The 25,930-nt window shown below is 70.7% G+C and carries 21 protein-coding genes; 13 read left to right on the forward strand and 8 right to left on the reverse strand.

The genetic code is table 11. The features are described 5' to 3' along the window. Nucleotides 1-3: 3 nt before the first annotated feature. From ACZ7EG_RS38830 to ACZ7EG_RS38860, 7 genes are all read right to left on the reverse strand, one after another. The gene (locus ACZ7EG_RS38830) at nucleotides 4-1,317 is read right to left on the reverse strand and encodes a M20/M25/M40 family metallo-hydrolase (RefSeq protein ID WP_471089371.1); all 1,314 of its coding nucleotides are present in this window, start codon (nucleotides 1,315-1,317) and stop codon (nucleotides 4-6) included. Further along, complete coding sequence (locus ACZ7EG_RS38835) at nucleotides 1,310-2,143, reverse strand: M55 family metallopeptidase (protein WP_471089373.1); 834 nt, start codon at nucleotides 2,141-2,143, stop codon at nucleotides 1,310-1,312. Before ACZ7EG_RS38835 ends, ACZ7EG_RS38830 begins: the two co-directional genes overlap by 8 nt. A gap of 74 nt (nucleotides 2,144-2,217) precedes the next feature. Continuing rightward, nucleotides 2,218-3,315 carry an SGNH/GDSL hydrolase family protein gene (locus ACZ7EG_RS38840; RefSeq protein ID WP_471089375.1) on the reverse strand — a complete coding sequence of 366 codons (1,098 nt, stop codon included), beginning with the start codon at nucleotides 3,313-3,315 and terminating at the stop codon, nucleotides 2,218-2,220. A 115-nt stretch (nucleotides 3,316-3,430) separates the two neighbouring features. Next, nucleotides 3,431-4,156, reverse strand: coding sequence for a class I SAM-dependent methyltransferase (locus ACZ7EG_RS38845; protein ID WP_471089377.1), 726 nt, complete (start codon nucleotides 4,154-4,156; stop codon nucleotides 3,431-3,433). 123 nt (nucleotides 4,157-4,279) lie between these two features. After that, the gene (locus ACZ7EG_RS38850; protein ID WP_471089379.1) at nucleotides 4,280-6,700 is read right to left on the reverse strand and encodes an ATP-binding SpoIIE family protein phosphatase; all 2,421 of its coding nucleotides are present in this window, start codon (nucleotides 6,698-6,700) and stop codon (nucleotides 4,280-4,282) included. A gap of 164 nt (nucleotides 6,701-6,864) precedes the next feature. Then, complete coding sequence (locus ACZ7EG_RS38855) at nucleotides 6,865-9,255, reverse strand: MFS transporter (RefSeq protein WP_471089381.1); 2,391 nt, start codon at nucleotides 9,253-9,255, stop codon at nucleotides 6,865-6,867. Nucleotides 9,256-9,411: 156 nt separating this feature from the next. Further along, the gene (locus ACZ7EG_RS38860) at nucleotides 9,412-9,855 is read right to left on the reverse strand and encodes an SRPBCC family protein (protein WP_030843880.1); all 444 of its coding nucleotides are present in this window, start codon (nucleotides 9,853-9,855) and stop codon (nucleotides 9,412-9,414) included. 170 nt (nucleotides 9,856-10,025) lie between these two features. On the opposite strand from ACZ7EG_RS38860, the gene ACZ7EG_RS38865 reads away from it, so the two are divergent. From ACZ7EG_RS38865 to ACZ7EG_RS38880, 4 genes are all read left to right on the forward strand, one after another. Further along, a complete protein-coding gene (locus ACZ7EG_RS38865; RefSeq protein ID WP_471089384.1) occupies nucleotides 10,026-11,063 on the forward strand; it encodes an Rv2578c family radical SAM protein in 1,038 nt (345 codons plus the stop codon). A 135-nt stretch (nucleotides 11,064-11,198) separates the two neighbouring features. Then, nucleotides 11,199-12,800: an alpha/beta hydrolase gene (locus tag ACZ7EG_RS38870; protein WP_471089386.1), complete on the forward strand. Its 1,602-nt coding sequence runs from the start codon at nucleotides 11,199-11,201 to the stop codon at nucleotides 12,798-12,800. A gap of 57 nt (nucleotides 12,801-12,857) precedes the next feature. After that, entirely contained in the window at nucleotides 12,858-13,256 is a 399-nt protein-coding gene (locus ACZ7EG_RS38875; RefSeq protein WP_471089388.1) for a RidA family protein, read from the forward strand. 20 nt (nucleotides 13,257-13,276) lie between these two features. Next, nucleotides 13,277-13,780: a GNAT family N-acetyltransferase gene (locus ACZ7EG_RS38880; protein WP_471089390.1), complete on the forward strand. Its 504-nt coding sequence runs from the start codon at nucleotides 13,277-13,279 to the stop codon at nucleotides 13,778-13,780. A gap of 2 nt (nucleotides 13,781-13,782) precedes the next feature. Here ACZ7EG_RS38880 and ACZ7EG_RS38885 read toward each other — a convergent pair whose 3' ends face one another. Then, nucleotides 13,783-14,358, reverse strand: coding sequence for an adenylosuccinate lyase (locus ACZ7EG_RS38885; protein ID WP_471089392.1), 576 nt, complete (start codon nucleotides 14,356-14,358; stop codon nucleotides 13,783-13,785). A 393-nt stretch (nucleotides 14,359-14,751) separates the two neighbouring features. On the opposite strand from ACZ7EG_RS38885, the gene ACZ7EG_RS38890 reads away from it, so the two are divergent. From ACZ7EG_RS38890 to pssA, 9 genes are all read left to right on the forward strand, one after another. After that, on the forward strand, nucleotides 14,752-16,557 hold the full coding sequence (locus tag ACZ7EG_RS38890; RefSeq protein ID WP_471089394.1) for a 3-hydroxyacyl-CoA dehydrogenase family protein: 1,806 nt from the start codon (nucleotides 14,752-14,754) through the stop codon (nucleotides 16,555-16,557). Nucleotides 16,558-16,717: 160 nt separating this feature from the next. Further along, nucleotides 16,718-17,527 (forward strand): TetR family transcriptional regulator, encoded by an 810-nt coding sequence (locus tag ACZ7EG_RS38895; RefSeq protein WP_471089396.1) that lies wholly within the window; start codon nucleotides 16,718-16,720, stop codon nucleotides 17,525-17,527. A gap of 380 nt (nucleotides 17,528-17,907) precedes the next feature. Further along, nucleotides 17,908-19,251, forward strand: a complete 1,344-nt coding sequence (gene ccrA / locus ACZ7EG_RS38900) for a crotonyl-CoA carboxylase/reductase (protein ID WP_471089398.1) — start codon at nucleotides 17,908-17,910, stop codon at nucleotides 19,249-19,251. A gap of 143 nt (nucleotides 19,252-19,394) precedes the next feature. Then, nucleotides 19,395-21,440 carry a protein meaA gene (locus tag ACZ7EG_RS38905; protein WP_471089412.1) on the forward strand — a complete coding sequence of 682 codons (2,046 nt, stop codon included), beginning with the start codon at nucleotides 19,395-19,397 and terminating at the stop codon, nucleotides 21,438-21,440. Beyond that, the gene (locus ACZ7EG_RS38910; RefSeq protein ID WP_398664184.1) at nucleotides 21,437-22,411 is read left to right on the forward strand and encodes an HpcH/HpaI aldolase/citrate lyase family protein; all 975 of its coding nucleotides are present in this window, start codon (nucleotides 21,437-21,439) and stop codon (nucleotides 22,409-22,411) included. Before ACZ7EG_RS38905 ends, ACZ7EG_RS38910 begins: the two co-directional genes overlap by 4 nt. Nucleotides 22,412-22,413: 2 nt before the next feature. Continuing rightward, nucleotides 22,414-22,926 carry a MaoC family dehydratase gene (locus tag ACZ7EG_RS38915; RefSeq protein WP_016431745.1) on the forward strand — a complete coding sequence of 171 codons (513 nt, stop codon included), beginning with the start codon at nucleotides 22,414-22,416 and terminating at the stop codon, nucleotides 22,924-22,926. Nucleotides 22,927-22,928: 2 nt separating this feature from the next. Further along, nucleotides 22,929-24,134, forward strand: a complete 1,206-nt coding sequence (locus ACZ7EG_RS38920) for an acyl-CoA dehydrogenase family protein (RefSeq protein ID WP_471089401.1) — start codon at nucleotides 22,929-22,931, stop codon at nucleotides 24,132-24,134. Nucleotides 24,135-24,304: 170 nt separating this feature from the next. Continuing rightward, nucleotides 24,305-24,961, forward strand: coding sequence for a phosphatidylserine decarboxylase (locus tag ACZ7EG_RS38925; protein ID WP_053671161.1), 657 nt, complete (start codon nucleotides 24,305-24,307; stop codon nucleotides 24,959-24,961). A gap of 58 nt (nucleotides 24,962-25,019) precedes the next feature. Continuing rightward, nucleotides 25,020-25,802 (forward strand): CDP-diacylglycerol--serine O-phosphatidyltransferase, encoded by a 783-nt coding sequence (gene pssA, locus ACZ7EG_RS38930; protein WP_053671175.1) that lies wholly within the window; start codon nucleotides 25,020-25,022, stop codon nucleotides 25,800-25,802. The last annotated feature ends 128 nt before the right edge of the window (nucleotides 25,803-25,930 follow it).

Below are 25,930 nucleotides of genomic sequence, written 5' to 3' on the forward strand. Positions count from 1 at the left end.
CTCCTAGGCCGTCCGCAGGAACCGGTCGAGTACGCGGACACCGAAGTGCAGCGCCTCGATCGGTACCCGCTCGTCGACCCCGTGGAACATGGCCGCGTAGTCGTAGCCGTCCGGCAGCTTCAGCGGGGTGAAGCCGTAGCCGGTGATGCCGAGGCGGGAGAACTGCTTGGCGTCGGTGCCGCCGGACATGCAGAACGGCACGACATGGCCCTCGGGTGCGAACTCCTCGACGGCGGCGCGCATGCCCGCGAACGTCGCCGAGTCCACCGGCGATTCGAGGGCGACCTCGCGGTGGTGGAACTCCCAGTCCACGTCCGGCCCGGTGAGCCGGTCGAGGGTGCTGCGGAACTCCTCCTCGCCGCCGGGCATGTACCGGCCGTCCACGTGCGCCACGGCCTCGCGGGGAATGACGTTGATCTTGTAACCGGCGTCCAGCATGGTCGGGTTGGCGCTGTTGCGCAGGGTCGGCTCGACGAGTGCGGCGGCCGGTCCGAGCTTCTCCAGCAGCGCGTCCACGTCGGTGAGATCGGTCTCGATGCCGTAGAGCGCGGCGAGTTCGGTGAGGGCGGCGCGGACGGTCGGGGTGAGCCGCAGCGGCCACTCGTACGCGCCGATCCGGGCGATCGCGCCCGCGAGGCGGGTCACGGCGTTGTCCCGGTTGACCGTGGAGCCGTGCCCGGCGCGTCCGCGGGCGGTGAGCTTCAGCCACGCGGTGCCGCGTTCCCCGGCCGCGATCGGGTAGATCCGCCGTCCGTCGCCGTCGTGGAAGGTGAAGGCGCCCGACTCGCTGACGCCTTCGGTGCAGCCCTCGAACAGTGCGGGGTGCTCGTCGGCGAGGAACCCCGAGCCGTCCTCGGCGCTGGCCTCCTCGTCCGCGGTGAACGCGACGACGATGTCCCGGCGGGGCCGGACGCCCTGCCGGGCCCAGCCGCGCAGGACGGCCAGGATCATCGCGTCCATGTTCTTCATGTCGACGGCGCCGCGCCCCCAGACGACCCCGTCGCGGATCTCCCCGGAGAACGGGTGCACGCTCCAGTCGGCGGCCTGCGCGGGCACGACGTCCAGGTGGCCGTGGAGGAGCAGCGCCTCGGCCGAGGGGTCGGTGCCCTCGACCCGGGCGACGACGTTGGTCCGCCCCTTGGTGCGCTCCAGCAGGGTCGGTTCGATGCCGGCCTCGGCGAGCCGTGCGGCGGCGTACTCGGCGGCGGGCCGCTCCCGGCAGTCACCGCCGCCCCGGTTGGTGGTGTCGATCCGGATGAGGTCGGACGTGAACGTCACGACCTCGTCCAGCGCGGGTCCGTCGACCTGCTCAGCCATACTGATCCTCCACCGCGGCCGAGACGATCGTGGTGACCGCCTTGAAGGCGCGGATGCCCTCGTACATGGTCTCGCTCGTGTACGCCACCTTCCGCTCCGCGATCCGGTCCACCCCGGGGACGACGGTGGCGGACATCGCCAGGTGCTCGGCGTCGAACTCCACGGCCACGGTGAACGGGCCGCCCCGCACGGGTTCGTGACGCACCGCCAGCAAGGCCGCCTCCTTGGCCGCCGCCCGGATGTCGGCCGCGGTACGGGCGGGGGTGCGGCACACCGCCGCGTAGCGCGACACGTGGTCCTTGACCGCGACCTTCAGCGCCTCGGGCGCGTACCCGAGCGCGTCCTCGCATGCGACGTCGTCCCCGGTGACCAGCACGACCGGCACTCCGTACTCGGCGACGACATGGGCGTTGAGCAGTCCCTCGCTCGCCCGTACGTCGTTCAGCCACACGCCAGTGATGGAGTTGGCGAGGTAGGTGTGCGCGAGGACGCCCTCCATGCCGGCGCCCGCGTGGTAGCCGACGAACGCGATGCCGTCGACGTCGCCGTGCTGCACGCCCTCGACCATGGACAGCGTCTTGTGCCGGCCGGTGAGCAGCTGGGCGCGGTCGTCGAGCTGCTCCAGCAGCAGGTTGCGCATCGACCAGTGCGCCTCGTTGATGATCACCTCATCGGCGCCGCCGTCGTGGAAGCCGAGGACGGCGGCGTTGACGTCGGAGGTGAACAGGGAACGGCAGCGCTCCCACTGCGAGGCGCCCGGCACCACGTCGTCGGGCCAGGTGACGCCGGTGGCGCCCTCCATGTCGGCGCTGATGAGGATTCTCATGACGAGCCGTCCGGGGCGGAGATCTTCATGGTTCGTCACGTTACGCGCTGCGTGCGGAACGGGCTACGAACCGGTCACCAACGGATCGGCAGGTCGGCGAGGAGAGCGGTGAGACGGTCGGCGAGAAGGCGGTGGTCGCGGGCAGAGTAGTGCCAGTGGCAGCCCCCGTGGTCCAGGCCGGTGGTGTCGAGGGGCCAGAAGCGGACCCGGCGGTCGCCCGCGCCGGTGCGTTCCCGTACGACGTTCTCGACATGACCGGCGAACGGACCCGTGCCCACGGCCAGGATGGTGGTCGCGGCCCCGTAGCGCTGCCGCAGTTTCGCGAGGAAGCCGCTGTAGGCACTGCGGTAGGCGGCGGCGAGGCTCTCGTCCGTCCAGGGCTCGCCCGGGTTGACGGGCGTGGAGAAGTCGTTCGTGCCCAGGTGGACAACGACGAGCTGCGGCCGCCAGGTGCCCGGGTTCTGCCAGACGTCGCCCGGCACGTTCAGCAGCGCGCGGTCGTAGAAGGTGCGGTAGTTCACCTCCGGCGAGCCGCCGTTGTAGTTGCGCACCATGCCCTGGCCCGAATACGCGTTGATCTGGTAGTCGGCGCGCAGGCCCCGGGCGGTGAGGGCGCCGTAGCTCACGTCGGCGTTGGTGGTGCGCGCCAGCTGCTCGCCGTCGCAGTCGCGGGAGGAGGAGAGGTTTCCGTAGCCGGCCGTGAGGGAGTCGCCGATGAACTCGATCTGACGGCTGCGCGCGACCGGCCGGGCCAGGACGGCACCGCCGGGTGCGGCGACGAAGCCGCCGAAGGCGCTGGTGCTCCACGGGGTGTCGTTGCGCTTGACGAGCCGGACGGTGTGCACGCCGTCGCGCAGGCCCCTGACCCAGTGCGTGGTCCTCCCCGGCGTGACGAGGGTCGCGACGGTGGTTCCGTCGACCTGGACGTCGTAGTCGGCGGCCGCGTCGTCGAGCACGACGCCCACGCCGGTACCCCGGATCCGGCCCTCGAAGTAGACGCCGGGCCAGCTGTACTGGAGCACGTCCCCGGCGGCCTTGACGCGCCCGGCGGTGTGCACGCTGTCCCGTACCGAGCGATGGTCCGGTGCGGCGGCGGTCGTGACGGCGGATGTGCCGACCAGCACCGCCGACGCCGCCGAGGCGACCAGCATCCGTAACCAGAGCATCGGCATGACTGTCCTCCGCGGGGGCGAGGCGGGTGCACGGACCGGAATAACATGACCGTACACCGACAAATCCCTCGCCCACCAGACCACGCCCCCGGCCCGGCTCTCCCGACTGCCTGTGTCAGGCCGTACGCCCCGCCACCAGCCAGGTGGAGGGCAGTTCGATGCGGGTGCCGTCGGGCCGGTACTCCGTGGTCCTCAAGGGCAGTCGGCCACTCGCCAGCACCGTCAGACCGGCCGAGCTCAGATATTCGGGCACGGCCTCGTCCGACACCTCTCCGGGCGCGAGGCCGTGCCGGAACACGGGCGCGAGCTTGGGCGGCGGGCCGTCCGGATCGCCCGCCAGGGCCGCCAGCACCTGCTTGGCGGCACCCGAGAGCTCCACCAGACAGGCGCGGCCGCGTTCGCCCACCAGCGTGGCGATCCCGTCGACCAGGGACTGCCGGTCGTCGGGCTCGCACTGGTGCAGGACGCCCCGCAGGTAGACGTTGGTGTCGCCGAGCTCCGCGTGCAACGCCTGCGTCTCCTCCTTCGCGGCGGCGTCCAGCTGCCGGTAGGCCGCCTGCCCCGCCGGGTCGGCCCGCCGGGCGTGGTCGAGGGCCGCGGCGGACAGGTCGACGCCCAGGACGTGCGGGAAGCGGTCGGCGAGGTAGCGGGTCTGCGTGCCGTTGCCGCAGCCGAGATCCACCAGCGGCAGCGCGGGATCGGCCAGATACGGTTCGAACAGGGCGAGGTGCGGGCCCACCGTCAGGACCGGTTCCGCGTCCCACAACACCGCCCCGGGCTCGGCGGACGCCTCGCGCCAGAACCCCTCCCAGGCTTCCCGGTACCTTCGTGTCACGCTCATGCCCACTCCCCGGGTGCGAACGGATCCCGCCATGCGACGGGCGAGTACGGTGTACCGCGCCCGGGCCGCGGCCACAAGAACACGGGCGTGCGGCGTCACTTCGCGGTCGGCCGGTGGTGTTCTTCAGCGGCGTGGCAGCGTCAGCTCGAACCAGACCGTCTTGCCGGCCTTGGTCCGGCTCGTCCCCCACTCGCGGGACAGCGTGCTGACGACGCGCAGACCGCGTCCGGCCTCGTCGAGGGGGCTCGCGTGCAGCAGTGTCGGCAGCTCGTGGTCGTCGTCGTCCACCTCGCACAGCAGGGTGTCGCCGCGCACCAGCCGCAGTGCGACGGGGCGGGCGTGGGAGTGCCGTACGGCGTTGGTCACGAGTTCGCCGGCCAGCAGCTCGGCCGGTGCGGCGAGCTTCGCCAGGCCCCAGTCGTGCAGTTGCTCCCGCACCGCCGCGCGGGCCCGGCCCACCTCTGCCGGGTCGAGGGCGAGACGCCATTCGGCCACGTCGTCCGGCTCGATGCCGCCCAGGCGGGCCATCAGCAGGGCGACGTCGTCCTTGCGGCCACCCCGGGTGTTGAGCGCCCGGATGATGGTGTCGCAGGCGTCGTCCATGGACGCGGCCGGGTGCGCGGCCGACTCGCAGAGCGTCGCGAGGCCCACCCCGATGTCCTCGCCGCGCACCTCGACCAGCCCGTCGGTGCACATCACCAGCCGGTCGCCGGGTTCGACGCGCACGCGTGTCGCCTCGAAGGGCACTCCCCCGACGCCGATGGGCGCGCCGGTGGGCAGGTCCAGTAGTTCGCTGCGGCCGTCGCCGGCCCGGACCAGGACGGGCGGGATGTGGCCGGCGTTGGCGAGGTGGAGTTCGCCCGCGATGGGGTCGTAGACGGCGTAGAGACAGGTCGCCAGGTAGCTGTCGCCGAGGCGCTGGGCGAGGTCGTCGAGGTTGCGCAGCAGCTGGGCGGGCGGCAGGTCGAGCCCGGCCATGGTCTGCACGGCCGTCCGCAACTGGCCCATCATCGCGGCCGAGTTCAGGCCGTGCCCCATGACGTCGCCGACGACGAACGCCGTGCGTCCGCCGTGCAGTTTGACCGCGTCGAACCAGTCGCCGCCGACCCGCCCGAGCAGCGTGCCCGGCAGATAGCGGGTGGCGATGTCGCAACCGGCCATGCGGGGCGGGATGTGCGGAAGCATGCTGTCCTGGAGCGTCTCGGCGACGTTCTCCTGGAAGGTGTACATGCGCGCGTTGTCGAGCACCAGGCCCGCGCGGGCGGCGAGTTCGGCTCCGGTGACGCGGTCCATGTCGTTGAAGACGGGCCGCTCGGGGTGCCGCAGCAGGATCATGAAGCCGAGCACGACGTTGCGCGCCTTGAGGGGCACGACCAGCATCGAGCGGCCGGTGATGAGGGGCCGGATGTCGCGCTTCTCGAACTGCGCGGCGATGGCGTGCCCCATCTCCTCGCTGATACGCGGCACGAGAACGGGTTCGCCGCTGGTCATGCACTGGAAGAACGGCGTGTGCGCGGGGAACGGCATCGCCTCGCCGACGGGGACGACGTCGTCCCAGCGGCCCGGTTCGTCGGTGTGCTCCAGGGCGACCCGGTGCCACATCGTGGTCGTGTCGGGCACACCGTCCTCGAACCCCTCGCCGGCGACGACCTGTTCGCGCAGATACGTGCCGGCGACGTCGGTGAAGCGGGGCACCACGGCCCGGCTGACCTCGACGATCGTGCGGGACAGGTCGAGGGAGGTGCCGATACGTCCACTGACCTCGTTGAGGAACTCGAGACGCTCACGGACGGCGGCGTGTTCGAGGTCGTCGCGCTCGTCCCGCAGCCCCTCCGGCACGGGTTCGCCGGCGGCCGACGCCCGCGCGGCCCGTTCCCGGCGCGCCCTGCGCTCGGCGCGCCGGGCAACACCCCAGTCGGGGGTGACGGGCACCCGGTCGTTCTGACTGAACTCCAGGATGGGATAGCCGAGTTCGAGGACCTGCGCGACGATCCGGGCGCTCTCGCCGACGCTCATGCTGGGCATGATCTCGGGGAGCCGGCGGGCGAGCTCGTCCGCCCCGGGGAAGTCGGTGTGCCGTGCGAAGCCGGGCGCGATCCGCTCGAACGCCCCGTCGCCCGTGCCCGGCCCGTCCGCTTCGGCGGCCAGCACGAGCAGCCGCTCGGGCCCGGGCCCCACCAGCGGGTAGGCCCACCACAGGACATCGACCCGGCCGTCCTCGGACGCGGTGAGCCGGGCGCGGCCCGCCGCCGGGTAGGAGAGCCCGCCGTCGAGGGAGGATTCGAGACCGGGACCGAGGCCGTCGCCGGCGGCGTATCCGAGAGGGTCCCGCTCCTCGGGCAGGGCGCCGGAAACGGGGAGCAGATCGAGGGCGGTGCGTCCGATCGCCTCTTCCTTGGGTACGCCGAACAGGCGCCGCGCGCCGCGGCTCCAGTGGGAGACGAGGCCGTCGCGGTCGACCACGACGACGGCCAGGGGCACGCGGCCGGGCTCGGCGGGTTCCGTCCCCGCGCCCTGCTCAGCCCTGTCGATGCCATGGTCCATGGCCCAGGCCCTCTCTCCCCAGGGACGCAAGATCTGTGCCGGCGTCACCACCGTACGGCGGCAGCCGCCAGCCATGTGAGGCAATGCGGGAATTGCCCGCGCGGGGCTCGCACCGGCGTACGACCCCGCGCGCCGGTGCCGTTCGCTCCCCGGCCGGTGCTCGCTCAGTCCTCGTGGCTCAGCTGGAGGTCCCGCTCGCTACGGCCTCCTCCGGCGACCTGGAGCACGGTGGCCACGGGCGGGTAGCCGGCCGCGATGACCGTGTACTCACCGGAGGACAGGTCGACGAAGCGGAACGTGCCGTCGGCGCCGGTGGTGAGGGTGTCGACGACGTTGCCCGCCACGTCGAGCAGCGTCACGCGCGCGTCCTCCACGGGCCGGCCGCCGCCCGCCCGGACGGTGCCGCGCAGCACGGCGCCGCCGGCCAGTTCGATGTCCCGGCGGGTCTCGCGGGCGGCCTGGACGGTGACGGGGAGCGCGGCCGGGCGGAAGGCGGGCGCGCTGGCGGCGAGGGTGTACTCGCCGGCGACGAGCTCGGTGATGACGTAGCCGCCCTCCCGGCCGCTGCGGGTGGTGGCCACGACCTCGCCGTGCACGTTGGTGAGGGTGACGGTGGCGTCCCGTACGGGCGTGCCGTCGGCGGTGACCACGGTGCCGATCAGGTTTCCGGCGCCGCCGAGGACGATGTCGAGCTCGACGGGACGCTCCCCGACGGTCACGGTGACCGCCTGCGGCTGGTGCCCGCCGGCCGCGGCGATCAGCACGTACGAGCCCGGGCCCGGGGTGGCCAGCGCGTAGCGCCCGTCCTCGCCGCTCGCGCCGCGCCCGGTCTGCTGCCCGGTGACGTCGATGAGCGTGAGCGCCGCGCGGGGCACGACGGTTCCGTCGTGGTGCTGCACCGAACCGCACACGGGCACACCGGCGGCGTACGCGGCGCGGGCCTGCGGGACCGGGGCGATCCCCGGCGCCGTGCCCGGGTCGGTGACGGAGGCGTTGTGGGACACCAGGGGTTTCTCCTTGAGGAAGAGGGCGATGACCAGTCCGAGGACGAGCACCGGCACCAGGTAGAGGAAGATCCGCGGCATGGCGTCGGCGTACGCCCGGATGTAGTCGTCGCGCAGGGCCGGGGGCAGTGCGTGCACGAGCTGCGGGGTGAGGGACTCGGGGTCCGGGGGCGCGGTGCCCCCGCGCGTGGGAAGACGCTCGGCGAGGGCGTCGGCGAGCCGGTCGGCGAAGAGGCTGCCGAAGACGGCGGCTCCGGCGCTGCCGCCGATCTGCCGGAAGTAGTTGTTGGCGCTGGTGGCGGTGCCGAGGTCGGCCGGGCGCACGGAGTTCTGCACGGCGAGGATCAGGACCGGCATCACCATGCCGATGCCTGCGCCGAGGACGGCCGTCCAGATGCCGTAGTGGAGCCGGGGCGTGCCGGCCTCCAGCCGCGACAGCAGCCCCATGCCGACGACGGAGAGGGCGCTGCCGAGGATCGGGTAGGCCTTGTAGCGGCCGGTGTGGCTGATGAGCCGGCCGACGACGACCGATGCGCCGACGATGCCGGCCGTCATCGGCAGCATGAGCAGGCCCGACTCGGTGGCGGAGGCCCCGTCGACCATCTGCAGGTACGTCGGCAGGTAGCTGGCGGCGCCGAACAGGCCCACCCCGATCACCAGGCCGACCAGGCCGGTGACGTTGAAGACGGAGTCTTTGAACAGCCGCAGCGGGATGAGGGGTTCGGCGGCGAAGTGCTCGGTGACGAGGAAGAGGACGGTGGCCGCCGCCGCTCCGGCCGCGAGCCCGAGGATCATCCGCGAGTCCCAGGCGTACGCGGTGCCGCCCCAGCTGGTCAGCAGGACCAGGCAGGTGGAGGCGGCGGTCAGCAGGAGCGCGCCGAGGACGTCGAGACGGGCCCTCACGGCCGGCTTGGGGAGCTTCAGCGTGACGGCGACGACGGCCAGGGTGACCAGGCCGAAGGGTACGTTGACGTAGAAGCACCAGCGCCAGGAGAGGTGGTCCGTGAAGTAGCCGCCGAGCAGCGGTCCGGCCACGGAGGCCAGGCCGAAGGCGGCGCCGACCAGGCCCATGTAGCGGCCGCGCCGCCGGGGCGGAACGATGTCCGCGATGATGGCCTGGACGCCGGTCATGAGGCCGCCCGCGCCGACGCCCTGCAGGGCACGGAAGGCGATCAGCTGGTCCATGGTCTGCGCCCGGCCCGCGAGCGCGGAACCGACGACGAAGACGACGACCGCGAACTGGAAGACGCCCTTGCGGCCGAGGAGATCACCGAGCTTGCCGTAGATCGGCAGGCCGACAGTGGCGGTGAGCAGGTAGGCGGTGATCGCCCAGGACATCCGGTCCAGGCCGTGCAGCTCACCGACGATCTTCGGGAGCGCGGTGGCCACGATCATCTGCTCCAGGGCGGCCAGGAGCAGGACCGGCATGAGCGCGAAGAAGACCAGCCGCACGCGGCGTGGGCTCGGCCCGGTGTCCGGATCCGGCGGTGGTGCGGGGGTGCCGGGGGGCGCCACCGCCGGTCCGTCCTGCGCCAGAGTGATCCCGCCCACTCACCGCTCCCCTCGTCGCGCTGCCGCACAATTCCCGCGTAAAAGCGACAACTACGAGCAAGCGCGACGAGTTACGGCACAGGAGCGGACCGTACGGAGATCACCCGAACCGGTGAGAGGCGGCAACACCCCTTGCCTGTCCGCATCTTGGGAGGACTACTTCTCGACCTCGGCGGCGAGCTTGGTGAGCATCGCGTCGTAGATCCGGCCGAGGCCCTTGGGGGCGAAGGTCTTCTCGAAGAAGCCGCCGATGCCGCCGGCGCCGGTCCAGGTGGTGGTCACGACGACCCGGGACTTGCCCTCGCCGGCCGGGGTGACCCGCCAGGTGGTGACCATGGACGAGTTGCGGTCCTTCTCGACCAGCTCGCCGTCGGTGGGCTCGCTGACCTCCAGGAGGCAGTCGCGCACCCGCTTGCTGGTCGCCTGGAGCTTCCAGTGGACGAGGGTGCCCTCGCCGTCGCCGCCCTCCCGGACCTCGTACTCGCTGAACTGCTCGGGCAGCAGCTTCGCGCGCGTGCCGCTGTAGTCGGCGAGGGCGTCGAACACCGTCTCCGCGTCCGCCGCGACGATCCGCTCCGTAGTGGCCTCGACCTGCGCCATCGCTTTCCTCCAGGACCTGGTTGCTCGGGGGTCGGGGCAAGCCAACCACCCCGCTGCCCGGCGCCCCAAATCGGGGTGGCGCAACCCGGTCGAACGTGTTCGGAAAACACCCTCGCACGATCAAGGGAACATGTGTTCTATTCTGTGGTCAGTGCTACCGAGGAGGCGTCATGCGCTGGGAGAACCTCACATCGGACTCCGAACACAGCCGGGCCGATGCCGCGCTGTTCGGCGCGGACGCTGTCACGACCCGTACGTTCGATACGCCGGAGTTCCGCGGAACGACGTTCCACGAGATCCGGGCCCGCTCGATCATCAACCGGGTGCCGGCGGTGTCGCGGATGTCGTTCCAGTGGACGGTCAACCCCTATCGAGGCTGCTCGCACGCGTGCGTGTACTGCTTCGCGCGCAAGACGCACAGCTACCTGGACCTCGACACGGGCCTCGGCTTCGACAGCCAGATCGTGGTCAAGGTCAACGCGCCGGAGCTGCTGCGGCGGCAGCTCGGCTCACGCCGCTGGCAGGGCGAGCACATCGCGATGGGCACGAACGTCGACTGCTACCAGCGTGCCGAGGGCCGCTACCGGCTGATGCCCGGCATCATCGCGGCGCTGCGCGACCACGCGAACCCCTTCTCGATCCTGACCAAGGGCACGCTCATCCTGCGCGACCTGGAGCTGATCGAACAGGCGGCACAGGTGACCGACGTCGGCATCTCCGTCTCGGTCGGCTTCACCGAGGAGGAGCTCTGGCGTACCGTCGAACCGGGCACGCCGGCGCCCGAGCGGCGCCTGGAGGTCGTGCGCACCTTCGGCGATCACGGCATCGGCTGCGGAGTGCTGATGGCGCCGGTGATCCCGTTCCTGAGCGACAGCCCCGCCCAACTGCGTGCCACGGTGCGGGCGATCGCGGCCTCCGGTGCCACGTCCGTGACGCCGCTGGTGCTGCATCTGCGGCCCGGCGCCCGGGAGTGGTTCATGGCCTGGCTGGGCCGGCACCACCCGCACCTGGTGGCCCGTTACGAGCGGATGTACGCGGAGGGCTCCTACGCCCCGAAGTGGTACCAGCGGCGGATCACCCGTCAGGTGCACGAACTGGCCGAGGAGTACGGCATCGGGCCCACGCGCGCGGACATGCCGCGCCGGATCCGGCCGCCCGAACCGGCCGGGCCCCCCTCGTCCGAGCCGACCCAACTGTCGCTCCTTTAGGAGCGTTCGAGCGCATCCCGCGGCCCAATCGGGTCAAGTCTGGACGGAACATGTTCCTCCAGCGCCATGTGCCGGGACGAATCGGCGAGGACTGTGAGCCCCGCGGTCCGACGCCCCCCGTCCTGGAAGGCCTCCATGAGAACACGCGCAGCCGTGCTGTGCGGCGCCGCCGCCGTCGCGCTGGCCGGGAGCCTCACGGCCGTGCCCGCCGAGGCGAGCGCACCGCACTCCGCAGGTGCCTTTCGCCTGGCGAAGCCCGGCTGGAGGAAGTGCGGCACCACCGACTATCCGTCGCTCCAGTGCGCGTCCCTCAAGGTGCCGCTCGACCATGCGAACCCGGACGGCCGGCAGGTCACCCTCGCACTGTCCCGCGTCCCGCACACCGCCGAGAGGTTCCAGGGCCCGCTGCTGGTCAACCCCGGCGGCCCCGGGGGCGACGGCCTGACCCTCGCCGGTTTCGTCGCGGCCTCGCTGCCCAAGGAGGTCGCGGCCCAGTACGACGTCATCGGCTTCGACCCGCGCGGAGTGGGCGCCAGCACACCGGCACTGGACTGCGAGCCCGGCTACTTCGGCCCGGTGCGCCCGGACTCCGTGCCGAGCACGCCCGAGGCCGAGCGGGCCAACCTCGCCCGCGCCAAATCCTTCGCGGCCGCCTGCACCGGTAAGTACGGGCACCTGCTGCCGTACATCGACACGACCAGCGCCGCACACGACATCGAGGCGATCCGGCAGGCCCTGGGCGCGAAGAAGATCAACTACTTCGGGTACTCGTACGGCACCTACCTGGGCGCGGTCTACGCCGGCCTGTACCCGCAGCGGGTCCGTCGTCTGGTCCTGGACTCGGTCGTCGACCCCACCGACGTGTGGTACACCGCCAACCTCAACCAGAACCACGCCTTCAACGACCGTCACCGCGCCTTCATGGCCTGGGTCGCCAAGCACGACGCGCGGTACCGGCTCGGCACCGACCCGGAGAGAGTCGAGGCCACCTGGTACGCCATGCGGGCGGCTCTGGACAGGAAGCCCGCGGGCGGCCGGGTGGGCGCCGCGGAGCTCGAGGACACCTACCTCCCGGGAACCTACTTCAACGGCTACTGGCCCCCTCTGGCAGAAGCCTTCGCGGCGTACGTGAACCGCGAGAACGCCGAACCGCTGGTCGAGGCCTACGAGGACTTCGGCGCGATCGACGCCGCCGACGACAACAGCTACAGCGTCTACGCGGCGGTGCAGTGCCGGGACGCGTTCTGGCCGCGCGATTGGCACCAGTGGCGCAAGGACAACTGGGCGGCCTACGAGAAGGCGCCGTTCATGACCTGGAACAACGCCTGGTACAACGCGCCGTGCGCGTTCTGGCCGACGGAGTCGCTGCGCCCGGTGAACGTGGCGAACGGCAAGCTGCCGCCGGTGCTGCTGTTCCAGGCGACCGCCGACGCGGCCACCCCGTACGAGGGCGGTGTCACCATGCACCGCCTGCTGGCCGGTTCCAGCCTGGTGGTCGAGCAGGGCGGCGGCAACCACGGCATCACGCTGAGCGGCAACGCCTGCCTGGACGAGCACCTGGCGGCCTACCTGACCGACGGCACCGTGCCGCGTGGCTTCGGCGAGGCGGACGCGGCGTGCGATGCGCTGCCCGAACCGAAGCCCCCGGCGACGGCCACCGGGGCGGCGTCGGACAAGGCGGCGTCGGCCTCCTCGAACGGCGCGGTGCTGCACGGCCTGCTCGGCTTCCGTCACTGAGCGGCTGACGCTCCGTCGGGGGCGGGCACTGTCAGTGCCGTGGTCCATCATGGGCTCATGAGTGAGCTGACGAGGATCCCCGCCCCCGACGGCGTCGCCGCCGCGCCCCAGTACAGCCATGTCGTTCTGGGCACCGGCCGTTTCGTGGCGATCGCCGGTCAGCTCCCGCTGGACGAGCAGGGACGGCTGGTCGGCGAGGACGACCCGGCGGCGCAGGCCGGCCAGGTCTTCGTGAACCTCCGGCGCTGCCTTGCGGCCGCCGGCGCGACCTTCGACGACGTCGTCAAACTCACCTTTTTCGTCACGGACATGGCCCACATGCCGGCCCTCCGCGCGGCCCGAGCCGAGCACATACCCGACGACCGGCTGCCGGCCGCCTCGGCGGTACAGGTCGCGGCGCTCGTCCGGCCGGAGTTCCTGATGGAGGTCGAGGCGATCGCCGTGGTCGCGCCGTGACCGGCCTGCGGATACGGGAGATGACACTCGCCGACTGCGACCGCGTCGCGGAGATCCGCGTCGGGGGCTGGCGCAGCGCCTACCGGGGCCTGATCCCGCAGTCGTACCTGGACGGGCTCGGCGTCGAGGAGGACGCCGAGCGCCGCCGTACGCACCTCTCGCAAGGTGACGGCAGCGTGGTGAACCTGGTCGCCGAGGGCACCGGCGGCGAGCCCGTCGGCTGGGCCTGCCACGGGCCGTACCGGGAGGGCGAAGTCCTCACCGAGGAAGCCGAGTTGTACGCGATTTACGTCCACCCGGATCAGGTGGGACGGGGTGTCGGGCGGGCGCTGCTCTCGGAGTCCGTCGCACGCTGCTCCGCCGCGGGCCACGACCGTCTCCTGCTGTGGGTACTCAAGGAGAACGACCGGGCCCGCCGGTTCTACGAGCGGGCGGGCTTCCGGGCGGACGGCGCCGAGGTGCCCTTCGAGGTGGACGGGGTCGCGGTTCCCGAGGTGCGGTACGCCAGGACCATGGACCGCTGACGTCACCTCTGCTTCGGGATCCGCCCCAGCGCCCGCACCGCCGCCTCGGCCAGCGCCGGATGCGCGAGGGCCTCGTTCAGCACGGGTGCGGCCCGGACGTCACCCAGCGCCCCGAGCCCGTCCACGCAGGCGAGGGCCACGCGGCGGTACGGGTCGTGCGGGCGCAACCTCCGCCGGAGGGTGGTGATCAGCGCGGGCACCGCCTCGGGGGCGCGCAGCTCGACCAGGAGCCGTACCGGGTGCAGGGCGTAGGCGACGCGCAGTTCGTTGGTGGCGAGGGCGGCGGCCGCGCGGGCGGTGCGGGGATCGCCGAGCCGGGCGAGGGCGTGGGCGGCGGAGGCGCAGCGCGGCGGGTCGCGGTGGTTGAGCAGCAGCACCAGGGCCTCGAAGGCCCGCCGGTCCCGCGCGAGCCCCAGCCGGAACGCCGCCAGCTCCCTCGCCCACAGGTGTTGCCCGGGCTCGGTCAGCATCGCGGCCAGGGCGTCGAGGTCGTCGGTCGCCACGAGCCGCTCGAACGCCGGCGACGCCCCGGACTCCTGCCGTAAGCGCTCCGTGAGTGATCGCAACTCTTCGTCCATGACTCAGAGGTTAGGGGCGGCGCGAGCCGCGCGGGACGTACATCACAAACCCGGGGGCTGGCGCGCTCGTTACCCGCCGGTTAAGCTCAGACGAGCGAGTTACCCACTCGTTTTTCCTCGCGGCGGTCTGGTGACGCGGCTGTCGCGGGAGCAGTCGGTTCGGTGCCTCAGGTACCGCAGTACGGCTCGGCCCCGGGACAGGGCCGGTCGGAATCGCCGTTCATCCCGGGCGTGTGCACGCCCGTGGAGGCGGCACCGGGCGTGTGCGCTTCGCAGCCCGGCCAGCACCCGCACTTTCTCACGCACCCGGTGCGCCCGTGGTCCGGCCCTGCCGGTCCTCTTCGGCGCACCCGGAGCGCGTTCCCCGTCGTCACCCTCATCCTGGAGTCCGCGATGGCCTCTCCCCTTTCCGACCCGTCCCAGTCCAAGCTGCAGACCGTCGCCGTCGTCGGCCTCGGCACGATGGGCACCGGCATCGCCGAGGTCCTCGCCCAGGCCGGCCGCACGGTCGTCGGCATCGACATCAGCGAGGCCCAGGCCGCGAAGTGCGTCGCCGCCCTGGAGGCCTCCACCGCCCGCGGCGTCGAGCGCGGCCGGCTGACCGAGCAGGAGCGCGCCGAGCTCCTCGGCCGTGTCAGCACCTCCGCCGACCTGCGCTCCGCGGCCGACGCCGACCTGGTCGTCGAAGTGGCCCCGGAGTCGTACGAGATCAAGCAGCAGATCTTCCGGGAGCTGGACGGGATCGTCCGCCCCGAGACGATCCTGGCGACCGGCACCAACGCCCTGTCGGTGACGCGGCTGGCCGCCGACTCGTCCCGCCCCGAGCGGGTGCTGGGCCTGCACTTCTTCAACCCCGCGCCGGCCATGAAGCTGGTCGAGATCGTCTCCTCGGTGCTGACCGCGCCGGCGGCCGTCACGGCGGTCACCGACCTCGCGCTCGACCTGGGCAAGGAGCCCGTCGCGGTCGGCGACCGCCCCGGGTTCGTCGCGGACGGCCTGCTGTTCGGCTACCTCAACCAGGCGGCCGCGATGTACGAGGCGAAGTACGCCTCCCGCGAGGACATCGACGCCGCGATGCGGCTGGGCTGCGGACTGCCGATGGGCCCGCTGGCGCTGCTGGACCTGATCGGCGTCGACACCGCGCGCACGGTCCTGGAGGCCATGTACGCCGCCTCCCGCGACCGGCTGCACGCTCCGGCCCCGATCCTCAAGCAGCTGAGCGAGGCGGGTCTGACCGGCCGCAAGGCGGGGCGCGGCTTCTACACGTACGAGACGCCGGGCAGCGCGGTCGTCGTGCGGGACGCGCTGACCCCGCTGGAGGGCGGCGAGCCGGTTCGCGGCCGGGAGATCCGCTCGGTCGGCGTCGCGGGCTCGGGCACCATGGCCTCCGGTATCGCCGAGGTCTTCGCCAAGGCCGGGTACGAGGTGGTCATCGCCGCCCGCAGTGCGGAGAAGGCGCAGACCGCGAAGGCCCGGATCGGCAAGTCCCTGTCCCGCTCGGTCGACAAGGGCCGGATGACCGCCGAGGCGGCCGCCGGGGCCCTGGACCGCATCACGGCCTCGGGCACCTACGAGGACTTCGCCGGCGTCGACCTGGCCGTGGAGGCGGTCGCAGAGGACCTGGAGGTCAAGCGGCAGCTGTTCGCGACCCTGGACAAGGTCTGCAAGCCGGGCGCGATCCTGGCCACCACGACCTCGTCGCTGCCGGTCGTCGCCTGCGCCAGGGCCACCTCGCGCCCGCAGGACGTGATCGGCATGCACTTCTTCAACCCGGCCCCGGCCATGAAGCTGGTCGAGGTCGTCCGTACGGTGCTGACCGCCGACGACGTCCACGCCACGGTCCGCGAGGTCTGCGGCCGGATCAGGAAGCACCCGGTCGACTGCGGTGACCGGGCCGGCTTCATCGTGAACGCGCTGCTCTTCCCGTACCTGAACAACGCGATCAAGATGGTGGAGGAGCACTACGCCTCGCTCGACGACATCGACGCGGCGATGAAGCTGGGCGGCGGTTACCCGATGGGCCCGTTCGAGCTGCTGGACGTCGTCGGGCTGGACGTCTCGCTGGCCATCGAGAAGGTCCTGCACCGCGAGTTCCGCGACCCGGGGCTCGCTCCGGCGCCGCTGCTGGAGCACCTGGTGGCCGCGGGCTGCCTCGGCCGTAAGACCGGCCGCGGCTTCCGCGAATATGCCAAGCGCTGAGCGTCCAGGCGACTGGTTCCGGTCCGGCGCGGAGTGGGGCGGCCTGCTCGGCCCGGACCGGTTCCACCCGGCCGGCCCGCCCGCCCCTTCCCCGCCCCCGGGCACCGGGGAAGAACCGGGCCATGCGCGGCGAGCTGCGCACATGCAGTACGTTCAGGGCATGCCCCAGCCCGCCAGGTCCTCACGTACACCAGCCACGGCCGACGCGCCGGAGAGTGCCGCCGGCTCCCGCGCCGCCGCCCAGCGGCTCAAGATGCGCCGGGAACTGGCGGCCGCCGCGATGGAGCTGTTCGCGACCAAGGGGTACGAGGCGACCACCGTCGACGAGATCGCGGCCCAGGCCGGGGTCGCCCGCCGCACCTTCTTCCGCCACTTCCGCTCCAAGGAAGAGGCGATCTTCCCCGACCACGACGACACCCTGATCCGCGCCGAGGCGGTGCTCAACGCCGCGCCCGCGCACGAGCATCCGCTCGACACGGTGTGCCGCGGCATCAAGGAGGTCATGCGGATGTACGCGGCCCGGCCGGAGATCTCGGTCGCCCGCTACAAGCTGACGCGCGAGGTGCCCACCCTGCGCGAGGCGGAGATCGCGTCGGTGGCCCGCTACGAACGCCTCTTCACCCGCTATCTCCTCGGCCACTTCGATGAGCGCGCGCACGCCGACGACGCCAACGACGACCCGCTGCTGGCGGAGGTCGCCGCGTCCGCGGTCGTCACCGCCCACAACCACGTGCTGCGGCGCTGGCTGCGCGCGGGCGGCCAGGGTGACGTGGAGGCGCAGCTGGACCACGCCTTCGCGATCGTGCGCAAGACGTTCGGCACGGGCATCGGGGCCGGGCGCTCGTCGGAACCGCAGCCGGCCGTGGCCACGGCCTCGGCGCAGGGCGAGGTGCTGGTGACGGTCGCCCGTACCGACGCACCGCTGGACGAGGTCATGCGGACCATCGAGCAGGCGCTCAAGGAGCGCTGAGCCTCTTTCACCCGTGTGATGACGGCCACCCCTCGGGGTGGCCGTTTTGGCATGTCAGGGGCCGTTTTGCAGGCCCTCGCCGAGCCCGTTCGATCGATCATCGCTCATTTGTTACGTAAAGATTTCATCTGAGGCCAAGTTCTGGCACTCAGTGCCTTGCGGGGTGACACGCGGTGTCATACGTTGAAGGGGTCCGGGCGACGTCCCAGCAAGCTGACCCGCCTGCCAGCCCGGCGCCTGCGTCACAGGCAACCTCCCGCGCCACCCAGCGCTGCCGATCAGCACCACCGCCGAACCGACGGCACACCCTCAACCCTCAGCAGCACCGACGAACCCATCGGCGCCCCTCCCTCAGGGCGCTCACCGCCGGAGGCAACACCGTGACCGTTAAGGACATCCTGGCCGCGATCCAGTCGCCCGACTCCACGTCGGAGGACTTCGCCGCCCTCCCGCTCCCCGAGTCGTACCGCGCGATCACCGTGCACAAGGACGAGACGGAGATGTTCGCCGGGCTCGAGACCCGCGACAAGGACCCCCGCAAGTCGATCCACCTGGACGAGGTGCCGCTGCCCGAGCTCGGCCCGGGCGAGGCCCTGGTGGCCGTCATGGCCTCGTCGGTCAACTACAACTCGGTGTGGACCTCGATCTTCGAGCCGCTGTCCACCTTCGGCTTCCTGGAGCGCTACGGCCGCACCAACGAGCTGGCCAAGCGCCACGACCTGCCGTACCACATCATCGGCTCCGACCTCGCGGGTGTCGTGCTGCGCACCGGCCCGGGCGTCAACGCCTGGCGGCCCGGTGACGAGGTCGTCGCGCACTGCCTGTCCGTCGAGCTGGAGTCCAGCGACGGCCACAACGACACGATGCTCGACCCCGAGCAGCGCATCTGGGGCTTCGAGACCAACTTCGGCGGCCTCGCCGAGATCGCGCTGGTCAAGTCCAACCAGCTGATGCCGAAGCCCGACCACCTGTCGTGGGAGGAGGCCGCCGCTCCCGGTCTGGTCAACTCCACCGCCTACCGGCAGCTGGTCTCCCGCAACGGCGCCGGCATGAAGCAGGGCGACAACGTCCTCATCTGGGGCGCGAGCGGCGGACTCGGCTCCTACGCCACCCAGTTCGCGCTGGCCGGCGGCGCCAACCCGATCTGTGTCGTCTCCAGCGACCAGAAGGCGGACATCTGCCGCTCGATGGGCGCCGAGGCGATCATCGACCGCAACGCCGAGGGCTACAAGTTCTGGAAGGACGAGAACACCCAGGACCCCAAGGAGTGGAAGCGCTTCGGCAAGCGCATCCGCGAACTCACCGGCGGCGAGGACATCGACATCGTCTTCGAGCACCCCGGCCGCGAGACCTTCGGCGCGTCCGTCTTCGTCACGCGCAAGGGCGGCACCATCACCACCTGCGCCTCGACCTCGGGTTACATGCACGAGTACGACAACCGCTACCTGTGGATGTCGCTGAAGCGGATCATCGGCTCGCACTTCGCCAACTACCGCGAGGCCTGGGAGGCCAACCGGCTCATCGCGAAGGGCAAGATCCACCCGACCCTGTCGAAGGTGTACTCCCTGGAGGACACCGGCCAGGCCGCGTTCGACGTGCACCGCAACCTCCACCAGGGCAAGGTCGGCGTGCTGTGCATGTCCCCCGAGGAGGGCCTGGGCGTGCGCGACCAGGACAAGCGCGCCCAGCACATCGACGCCATCAACCGCTTCCGCAACATCTGAGACACCCGGGGTCATAGATGACTGAGCGTCAGCCCGCCGAAGCGAAGCGGGAGCCCGTGCCTGCGTCTGAGGGCGCGTCGGAGCCGAAAGAGACGAAGACGAGGGAGCGAAGCGACCGCGGGCTGAGGAACGTCGGCTCCGACATCGAGCGCCCTCAGACGCAGGCACAAAAGGAAAAGGACCGGCCGTGGCTCATGCGCACGTACGCCGGTCACTCCACGGCCGAGGCGTCCAACGAGCTGTACCGGCGCAACCTCGCCAAGGGCCAGACAGGTCTGTCGGTGGCGTTCGACCTGCCGACGCAGACCGGCTACGACTCCGACCACGTCCTCGCCCGCGGCGAGGTCGGCCGGGTCGGCGTGCCGATCGCGCACGTCGGTGACATGCGCCGGCTGTTCCAGGACATCCCCCTGGAGCAGATGAACACCTCGATGACGATCAACGCCACCGCCATGTGGCTGCTGGCGCTCTACCAGGTCGTCGCCGAGGAGCAGGGCGCGGACATCACCAAGCTCCAGGGCACGACCCAGAACGACATCGTCAAGGAGTACCTCTCCCGCGGGACGCACGTCTTCCCGCCGGGGCCGAGCCTGCGCCTGACGACGGACATGATCGCGTACACGGTCTCCCACATCCCGAAGTGGAACCCGATCAACATCTGCAGCTACCACCTGCAGGAGGCGGGCGCCACGCCGGTCCAGGAGATCGCGTACGCGATGTCCACCGCGATCGCCGTCCTCGACGCCGTGCGCGACTCCGGCCAGGTGCCGCAGGAGCGCATGGGCGATGTCGTGGCGCGCATCTCGTTCTTCGTGAACGCGGGCGTCCGCTTCATCGAGGAGATGTGCAAGATGCGGGCGTTCGGCCGCATCTGGGACCGCATCACCCGCGAGCGCTACGGCATCGAGAACCCCAAGCAGCGCCGCTTCCGCTACGGCGTCCAGGTCAACTCCCTGGGCCTGACGGAGGCGCAGCCGGAGAACAACGTCCAGCGGATCGTCCTGGAGATGCTGGCCGTCACCCTCTCCAAGGACGCCCGCGCGCGTGCCGTGCAGCTCCCCGCCTGGAACGAGGCACTCGGCCTGCCCCGCCCCTGGGACCAGCAGTGGTCGCTGCGCATCCAGCAGGTGCTGGCGTACGAGAGCGACCTGCTGGAGTACGAGGACATCTTCGAGGGCTCGAAGGTGATCGAGGCGAAGGTGGAGCAGCTGGTCGAGGAGGCGTCCGCCGAGATCGACCGCATCCAGGAGATGGGCGGCGCGATGGCGGCCGTCGAGTCCGGCTACCTCAAGTCGCAGCTGGTCGCCTCGCACGCCGAGCGCCGGGGCCGGATCGAGTCCGGCCAGGAGAAGATCATCGGTGTCAACGCCTTCGAGGGCACCGAGCCGAACCCGCTGACCGCCGACCTGGACACCGCGATCCAGACGGTGGACCCGGCGGTCGAGGCCCGGGTCATCGCCGGGCTGGAGCAGTGGCGCGACAGCCGCTACCAGCCGCCCTTCAACCACCCGCGGCCCTGCAAGGCCCTGGAGCGGCTGAAGGAGGCCGCGCGCGGCGACGAGAACCTCATGGAGGCCACCCTGGAGTGCGCCCGCGCCGGGGCGACGACCGGCGAGTGGGCCGGGGCCCTGCGCGAGGTGTTCGGCGAGTTCCGGGCACCCACGGGCGTCTCGTCGGCGCCGGTGGCCGTGCCCGTCGAGGAGGGCAGCGCGCTCGACCTGGTCCGCCGCAAGGTGGACCTCACGGCCAAGGACCTGGGCGTCGGCAAGCTGCGCTTCCTGGTCGGCAAGCCGGGCCTGGACGGGCACTCCAACGGCGCGGAGCAGATCGCCGTGCGGGCGCGGGACGCCGGCTTCGAGGTGGTCTACCAGGGCATCCGGCTGACGCCGGAGCAGATCGTGGACGCGGCCCTCGCCGAGGACGTGCACGCGGTCGGCCTGTCCATCCTGTCCGGCTCGCACGCCCAGCTGGTGCCGGACGTCCTCGAACGGCTGCGTGTGGCCGGTGCCACAGATATACCCGTGATCGCCGGTGGCATCATCCCGAATGGTGACGCCCAGCAGCTCAGGGAAGCCGGAGTGGCCGCGGTCTTCACCCCGAAGGACTTCGACATCACCGGAATCATCGGCCGCATCGTCGACGAGATCCGGAAAGCGAACAAGCTCGACCCCCTGGAGGTCCCCGCATGACCAGCCCTGCTCCGCAGGTCAACCGCCTTCGCCCCCGGCGTTCCTGCCTGGCGGTACCGGGCTCGAACCCGCGCTTCCTGGAGAAGGCCCAGGGCCTCCCCGCCGACCAGGTCTTCCTCGACCTGGAGGACGCGTGCGCCCCGCTCGCCAAGCCCGAGGCGCGGCACACCATCGTCAAGTTCCTCAACGAGGGCGACTGGACGGGCAAGACCCGGGTCGTGCGCGTCAACGACTGGACGACCGAGTGGACGTACCGCGATGTCGTCACGGTCGTCGAGGGTGCCGGCCAGAACCTCGACTGCATCATGCTGCCCAAGGTGCAGACGGCCCAGCAGGTCGTCGCGCTCGACCTGCTGCTGACACAGATCGAGAAGACGATGGGCTTCGAGGTCGGCAAGATCGGCATCGAGGCGCAGATCGAGAACGCCCAGGGCCTGAACAACGTCAACGAGATCGCGACGGCCTCCCAGCGCGTCGAGACGATCATCTTCGGCCCGGCCGACTTCATGGCGTCGATCAACATGAAGTCGCTGGTCGTGGGCGAGCAGCCGCCCGGCTACCCGGCGGACGCCTACCACTACATCCTGATGAAGATCCTGATGGCCGCCCGCGCCAACAACCTCCAGGCGATCGACGGCCCCTACCTGCAGATCCGCAACATCGACGGCTACCGCGAGGTGGCCCAGCGCGCCGCGGCCCTCGGTTTCGACGGCAAGTGGGTGCTGCACCCGGGCCAGGTCGAGGCGTCCAACGAGATCTTCTCGCCGTCGCAGGAGGACTACGACCACGCCGAGCTGATCCTGGACGCGTACGACTACTACACGTCCGAGGCGGGCGGCAAGAAGGGCTCGGCGATGCTCGGGGACGAGATGATCGACGAGGCCAGCCGCAAGATGGCGCTCGTCATCTCCGGCAAGGGCCGTGCCGCCGGCATGCAGCGCACCAGCAAGTTCGAGATTCCGGAGGCGTGAGCATGCAGTTCGGGCGCACCTACGAGGAGTTCGAGGTCGGGGCGACGTACAAGCACTGGCCCGGGAAGACGGTCACGGAGTACGACGACCACCTGTTCTGTCTCCTCACCATGAACCACCACCCGCTCCACATGGACACGAACTATGCGGAGAAGACGACCGACTTCGGCAAGAACGTCGTCGTGGGGAACTACATCTACTCGCTGCTGCTCGGCATGTCCGTGCCGGACATCTCCGGCAAGGCCATCGCCAACCTGGAGATCGAGTCGCTGAAGCACGTGGCGCCGACCTTCCACGGCGACACGATCTACGGCCAGACGACCGTCCTCGACAAGTGGCCGTCGAAGTCGAAGAACGACCGCGGGATCGTGCACGTCGAGACCAAGGGCTACAAGCAGGACGGCACGCTGGTCTGCGTGTTCCGCCGCAAGGTGATGGTGCCGACCGAGACCTACATCAAGGAGCGCGGCGGCGAACAGCCCGGCCGCCCCGAGCTCAAGGAGCAGGAGAAGTAGCCATGGCGCGACTCGCCCAGACGGCCGGTCTGACGGACGTCCAGCAGGAGATCCTGTCCACCGTCCGGGACTTCGTGGACAAGGAGATCCTTCCGGTCGCCACGGAGCTGGAGCACCGCGACGAGTACCCCCAGCAGATCGTGGACGGTCTGAAGGAGTTGGGCCTGTTCGGCCTGATGATCCCCGAGGAGTACGGGGGTCTGGGTGAGTCGCTCCTGACCTACGCCCTGTGCGTGGAGGAGATCGCCCGCGGGTGGATGTCGGTGTCCGGCATCATCAACACCCACTTCATCGTGGCGTACATGCTCAAGCAGCACGGCACGCAGGAGCAGAAGGACCACTTCCTGCCGAGGATGGCCGCCGGCGACATCCGGGGCGCCTTCTCGATGTCGGAGCCGGGCTTGGGCTCGGACGTGTCGGCGATCACGTCGAAGGCGGTCAGGGACGGCGAGGAGTACGTCCTCAACGGCCAGAAGATGTGGCTGACGAACGGCGGAACGTCGTCTCTGGTGGCCGTCCTGGTCAGAAGTGACGAAGGTCACGCCGAGGGCACCGCGCCGCACAAGTCGATGACGACCTTCCTGGTCGAGAAGGAGCCCGGTTTCGGCGAGGTGCGCCCCGGCCTCACCATCCCCGGCAAGATCGACAAGATGGGTTACAAGGGGGTCGACACCACCGAGCTCATCATGGATGGCCTGCGGATTCCTGCGAATCGTGTGCTCGGCGGGGTCACCGGCCGTGGTTTCTACCAGATGATGGACGGGGTCGAGGTCGGCCGTGTGAACGTGGCGGCGCGTGGCTGCGGCGTCGCTCAGCGTGCGTTCGAGCTGGGCGTCCGGTACGCGCAGCAGCGCCACACCTTCGGCAAGCCGATCGCCCAGCACCAGGCGATCCAGTTCAAGCTGGCCGAGATGGCTACCAAGGTCGAGGCCGCGCATGCGATGATGGTGAACGCTGCACGCAAAAAGGACTCCGGTGAGCGAAACGACCTTGAGGCCGGGATGGCGAAGTACCTCGCCTCCGAGTACTGCAAGGAGGTCGTCGAAGACGCCTTCCGGATCCACGGCGGCTACGGCTTCTCCAAGGAGTACGAGATCGAGCGCCTCTACCGTGAGGCTCCGATGCTGCTCATCGGTGAAGGTACCGCCGAGATCCAGAAAATGATCATCGGCAGGCGGCTGCTCGAAGAGTATCGATTCCAGGGCTAGATGTCCGGATACGGGGTGTTTTCTTGGAGAAGAAGATCACACCCCGTCAGCACTCTTCTGCCGCCGACTCGGCTGCCTGGCTTACCCAGTTACGGCCCCGAGCCGCTACGATCGCCGGAAAGCCGCCGTCCCCCGTCAGAGTGCGGCATCATCCGCTACGAAGGTCATCCATGCCCCACAGCCAAACCTCTGCACCTCGCGACAGCCGGGCCGGCGTACGCCTCGCGCGCGGAGCATCGCCGTGGCTCCTTCCGACCGTCGCCACCGCAGCCCTCAGCCTGGCGCGGGCCCGGCGCTCCGGCGCCGCCAAGGCCGTCGCCGTTCCCGCCACCGCGCTCGCGGCGGGGATGCTGTGGTTCTTCCGCGACCCCGAGCGCGAGATCACCCAGGGCCGGGTCATCTCACCCGCCGACGGTGTGGTGCAGAGCATCATGCCGTGGAAGGACGGCCGCACCCGCGTCGCGATCTTCATGAGCCCGCTCAACGTCCACGTCAACCGCGCGCCGCTGGCCGGCACCGTGACGTCGGTCGAGCACATCCCCGGTGGCTTCGTTCCCGCCTTCAACAAGGAGAGCGAGAACAACGAGCGTGTCGTCTGGCACTTCGACACCGAGCTCGGCGACATCGAGATGATCCAGATCGCCGGCGCGGTCGCCCGTCGCATCGTCCCCTACCTGCCCGAGGGCACGAAGGTCGAGCAGGGCGAGCGGATCGGCCTGATCCGCTTCGGCTCGCGGGTCGACCTCTACCTGCCCGAGGGCGTGGAGGTCGCGGTCGAGGTCGGTCAGAAGACCGTGGCGGGGGTGACTCGCATTGACCGTGATTGATCCTGACACCAAGGCCGGCTGGGTCCCGGAGTCCGACGGGGTCGACGAGGAAGAGGAGATGCCCCTCTCTCTTCGCCTGTCGATAGCGGACACCCTGACGCTCGGCAACGCCACGTGCGGCTTCATGGCGGTGTACTTCACCACCACCGGCATCCTGATCCCGGACCTCATGGGCAGCCAGGAGTCCGGCATGGCGCGCAACAGCGCGGCCACCGCCGTCATCCTGATGCTGTGCGCGGCGGTCTTCGACCTGTTCGACGGCCTGGTGGCGCGCAAGCTGCGCTCCTCCCCCATGGGCGCCGAGCTGGACAACCTGTCCGACCTGATCAGCTTCGGCCTGGCACCGGCGTACTTCGTCCTCGTCTACGGCATGGTGGCGGAGGGCGCGTACCAGCGGGTCGCGGCGGTCGGGGCGATCGTGGTGCTGCTGGCGGTGGTGCTACGGCTTGCCCGGTTCTCGTGCGTCACGGTCAAGGACGGCACCTTCCAGGGCATGCCGTCACCGTTCGGCGCGCTGACCGTCGTGTCCATCGTGTTGCTGGAGCTGCCCTTCGTGGCGACCCTGCTGGCGATCCTGGGGACGGCGTGGCTGATGGTGAGCCGCGTGGAGTACCCGAAGCCGCGGGGCCGGCTCGCCGTGGCGATGCTGTCGTGGATCGTGCTGGGCATGGGCATGATGGCCGCCTGGGCCTTCGACGCGCCGAGCGGCCAGCTGCTGCTCCAGACGGGCTGTGCGCTCCAGCTGGTCATGGGGGCGGTGATTCCGCTGTTCGCTACAGCTCGGCGGGTGAACAACTTCCGGGACAACCGCCGCGAGGCGCGGGCGGCGCAGCTGCCCTGATCTCGTCCCTGCACTGACGGGTGTGGGCCAGGGCGGGTGAGTACAAGGAACCACCGCGTTTTTGTGTCCCACAGGTTCGAGCAGGGGTGTGGAGACCACAATGGGGGGGGGGAAAAACTCACACGCCG

Source organism: Streptomyces sp. NPDC037100 (genome assembly GCF_055606225.1).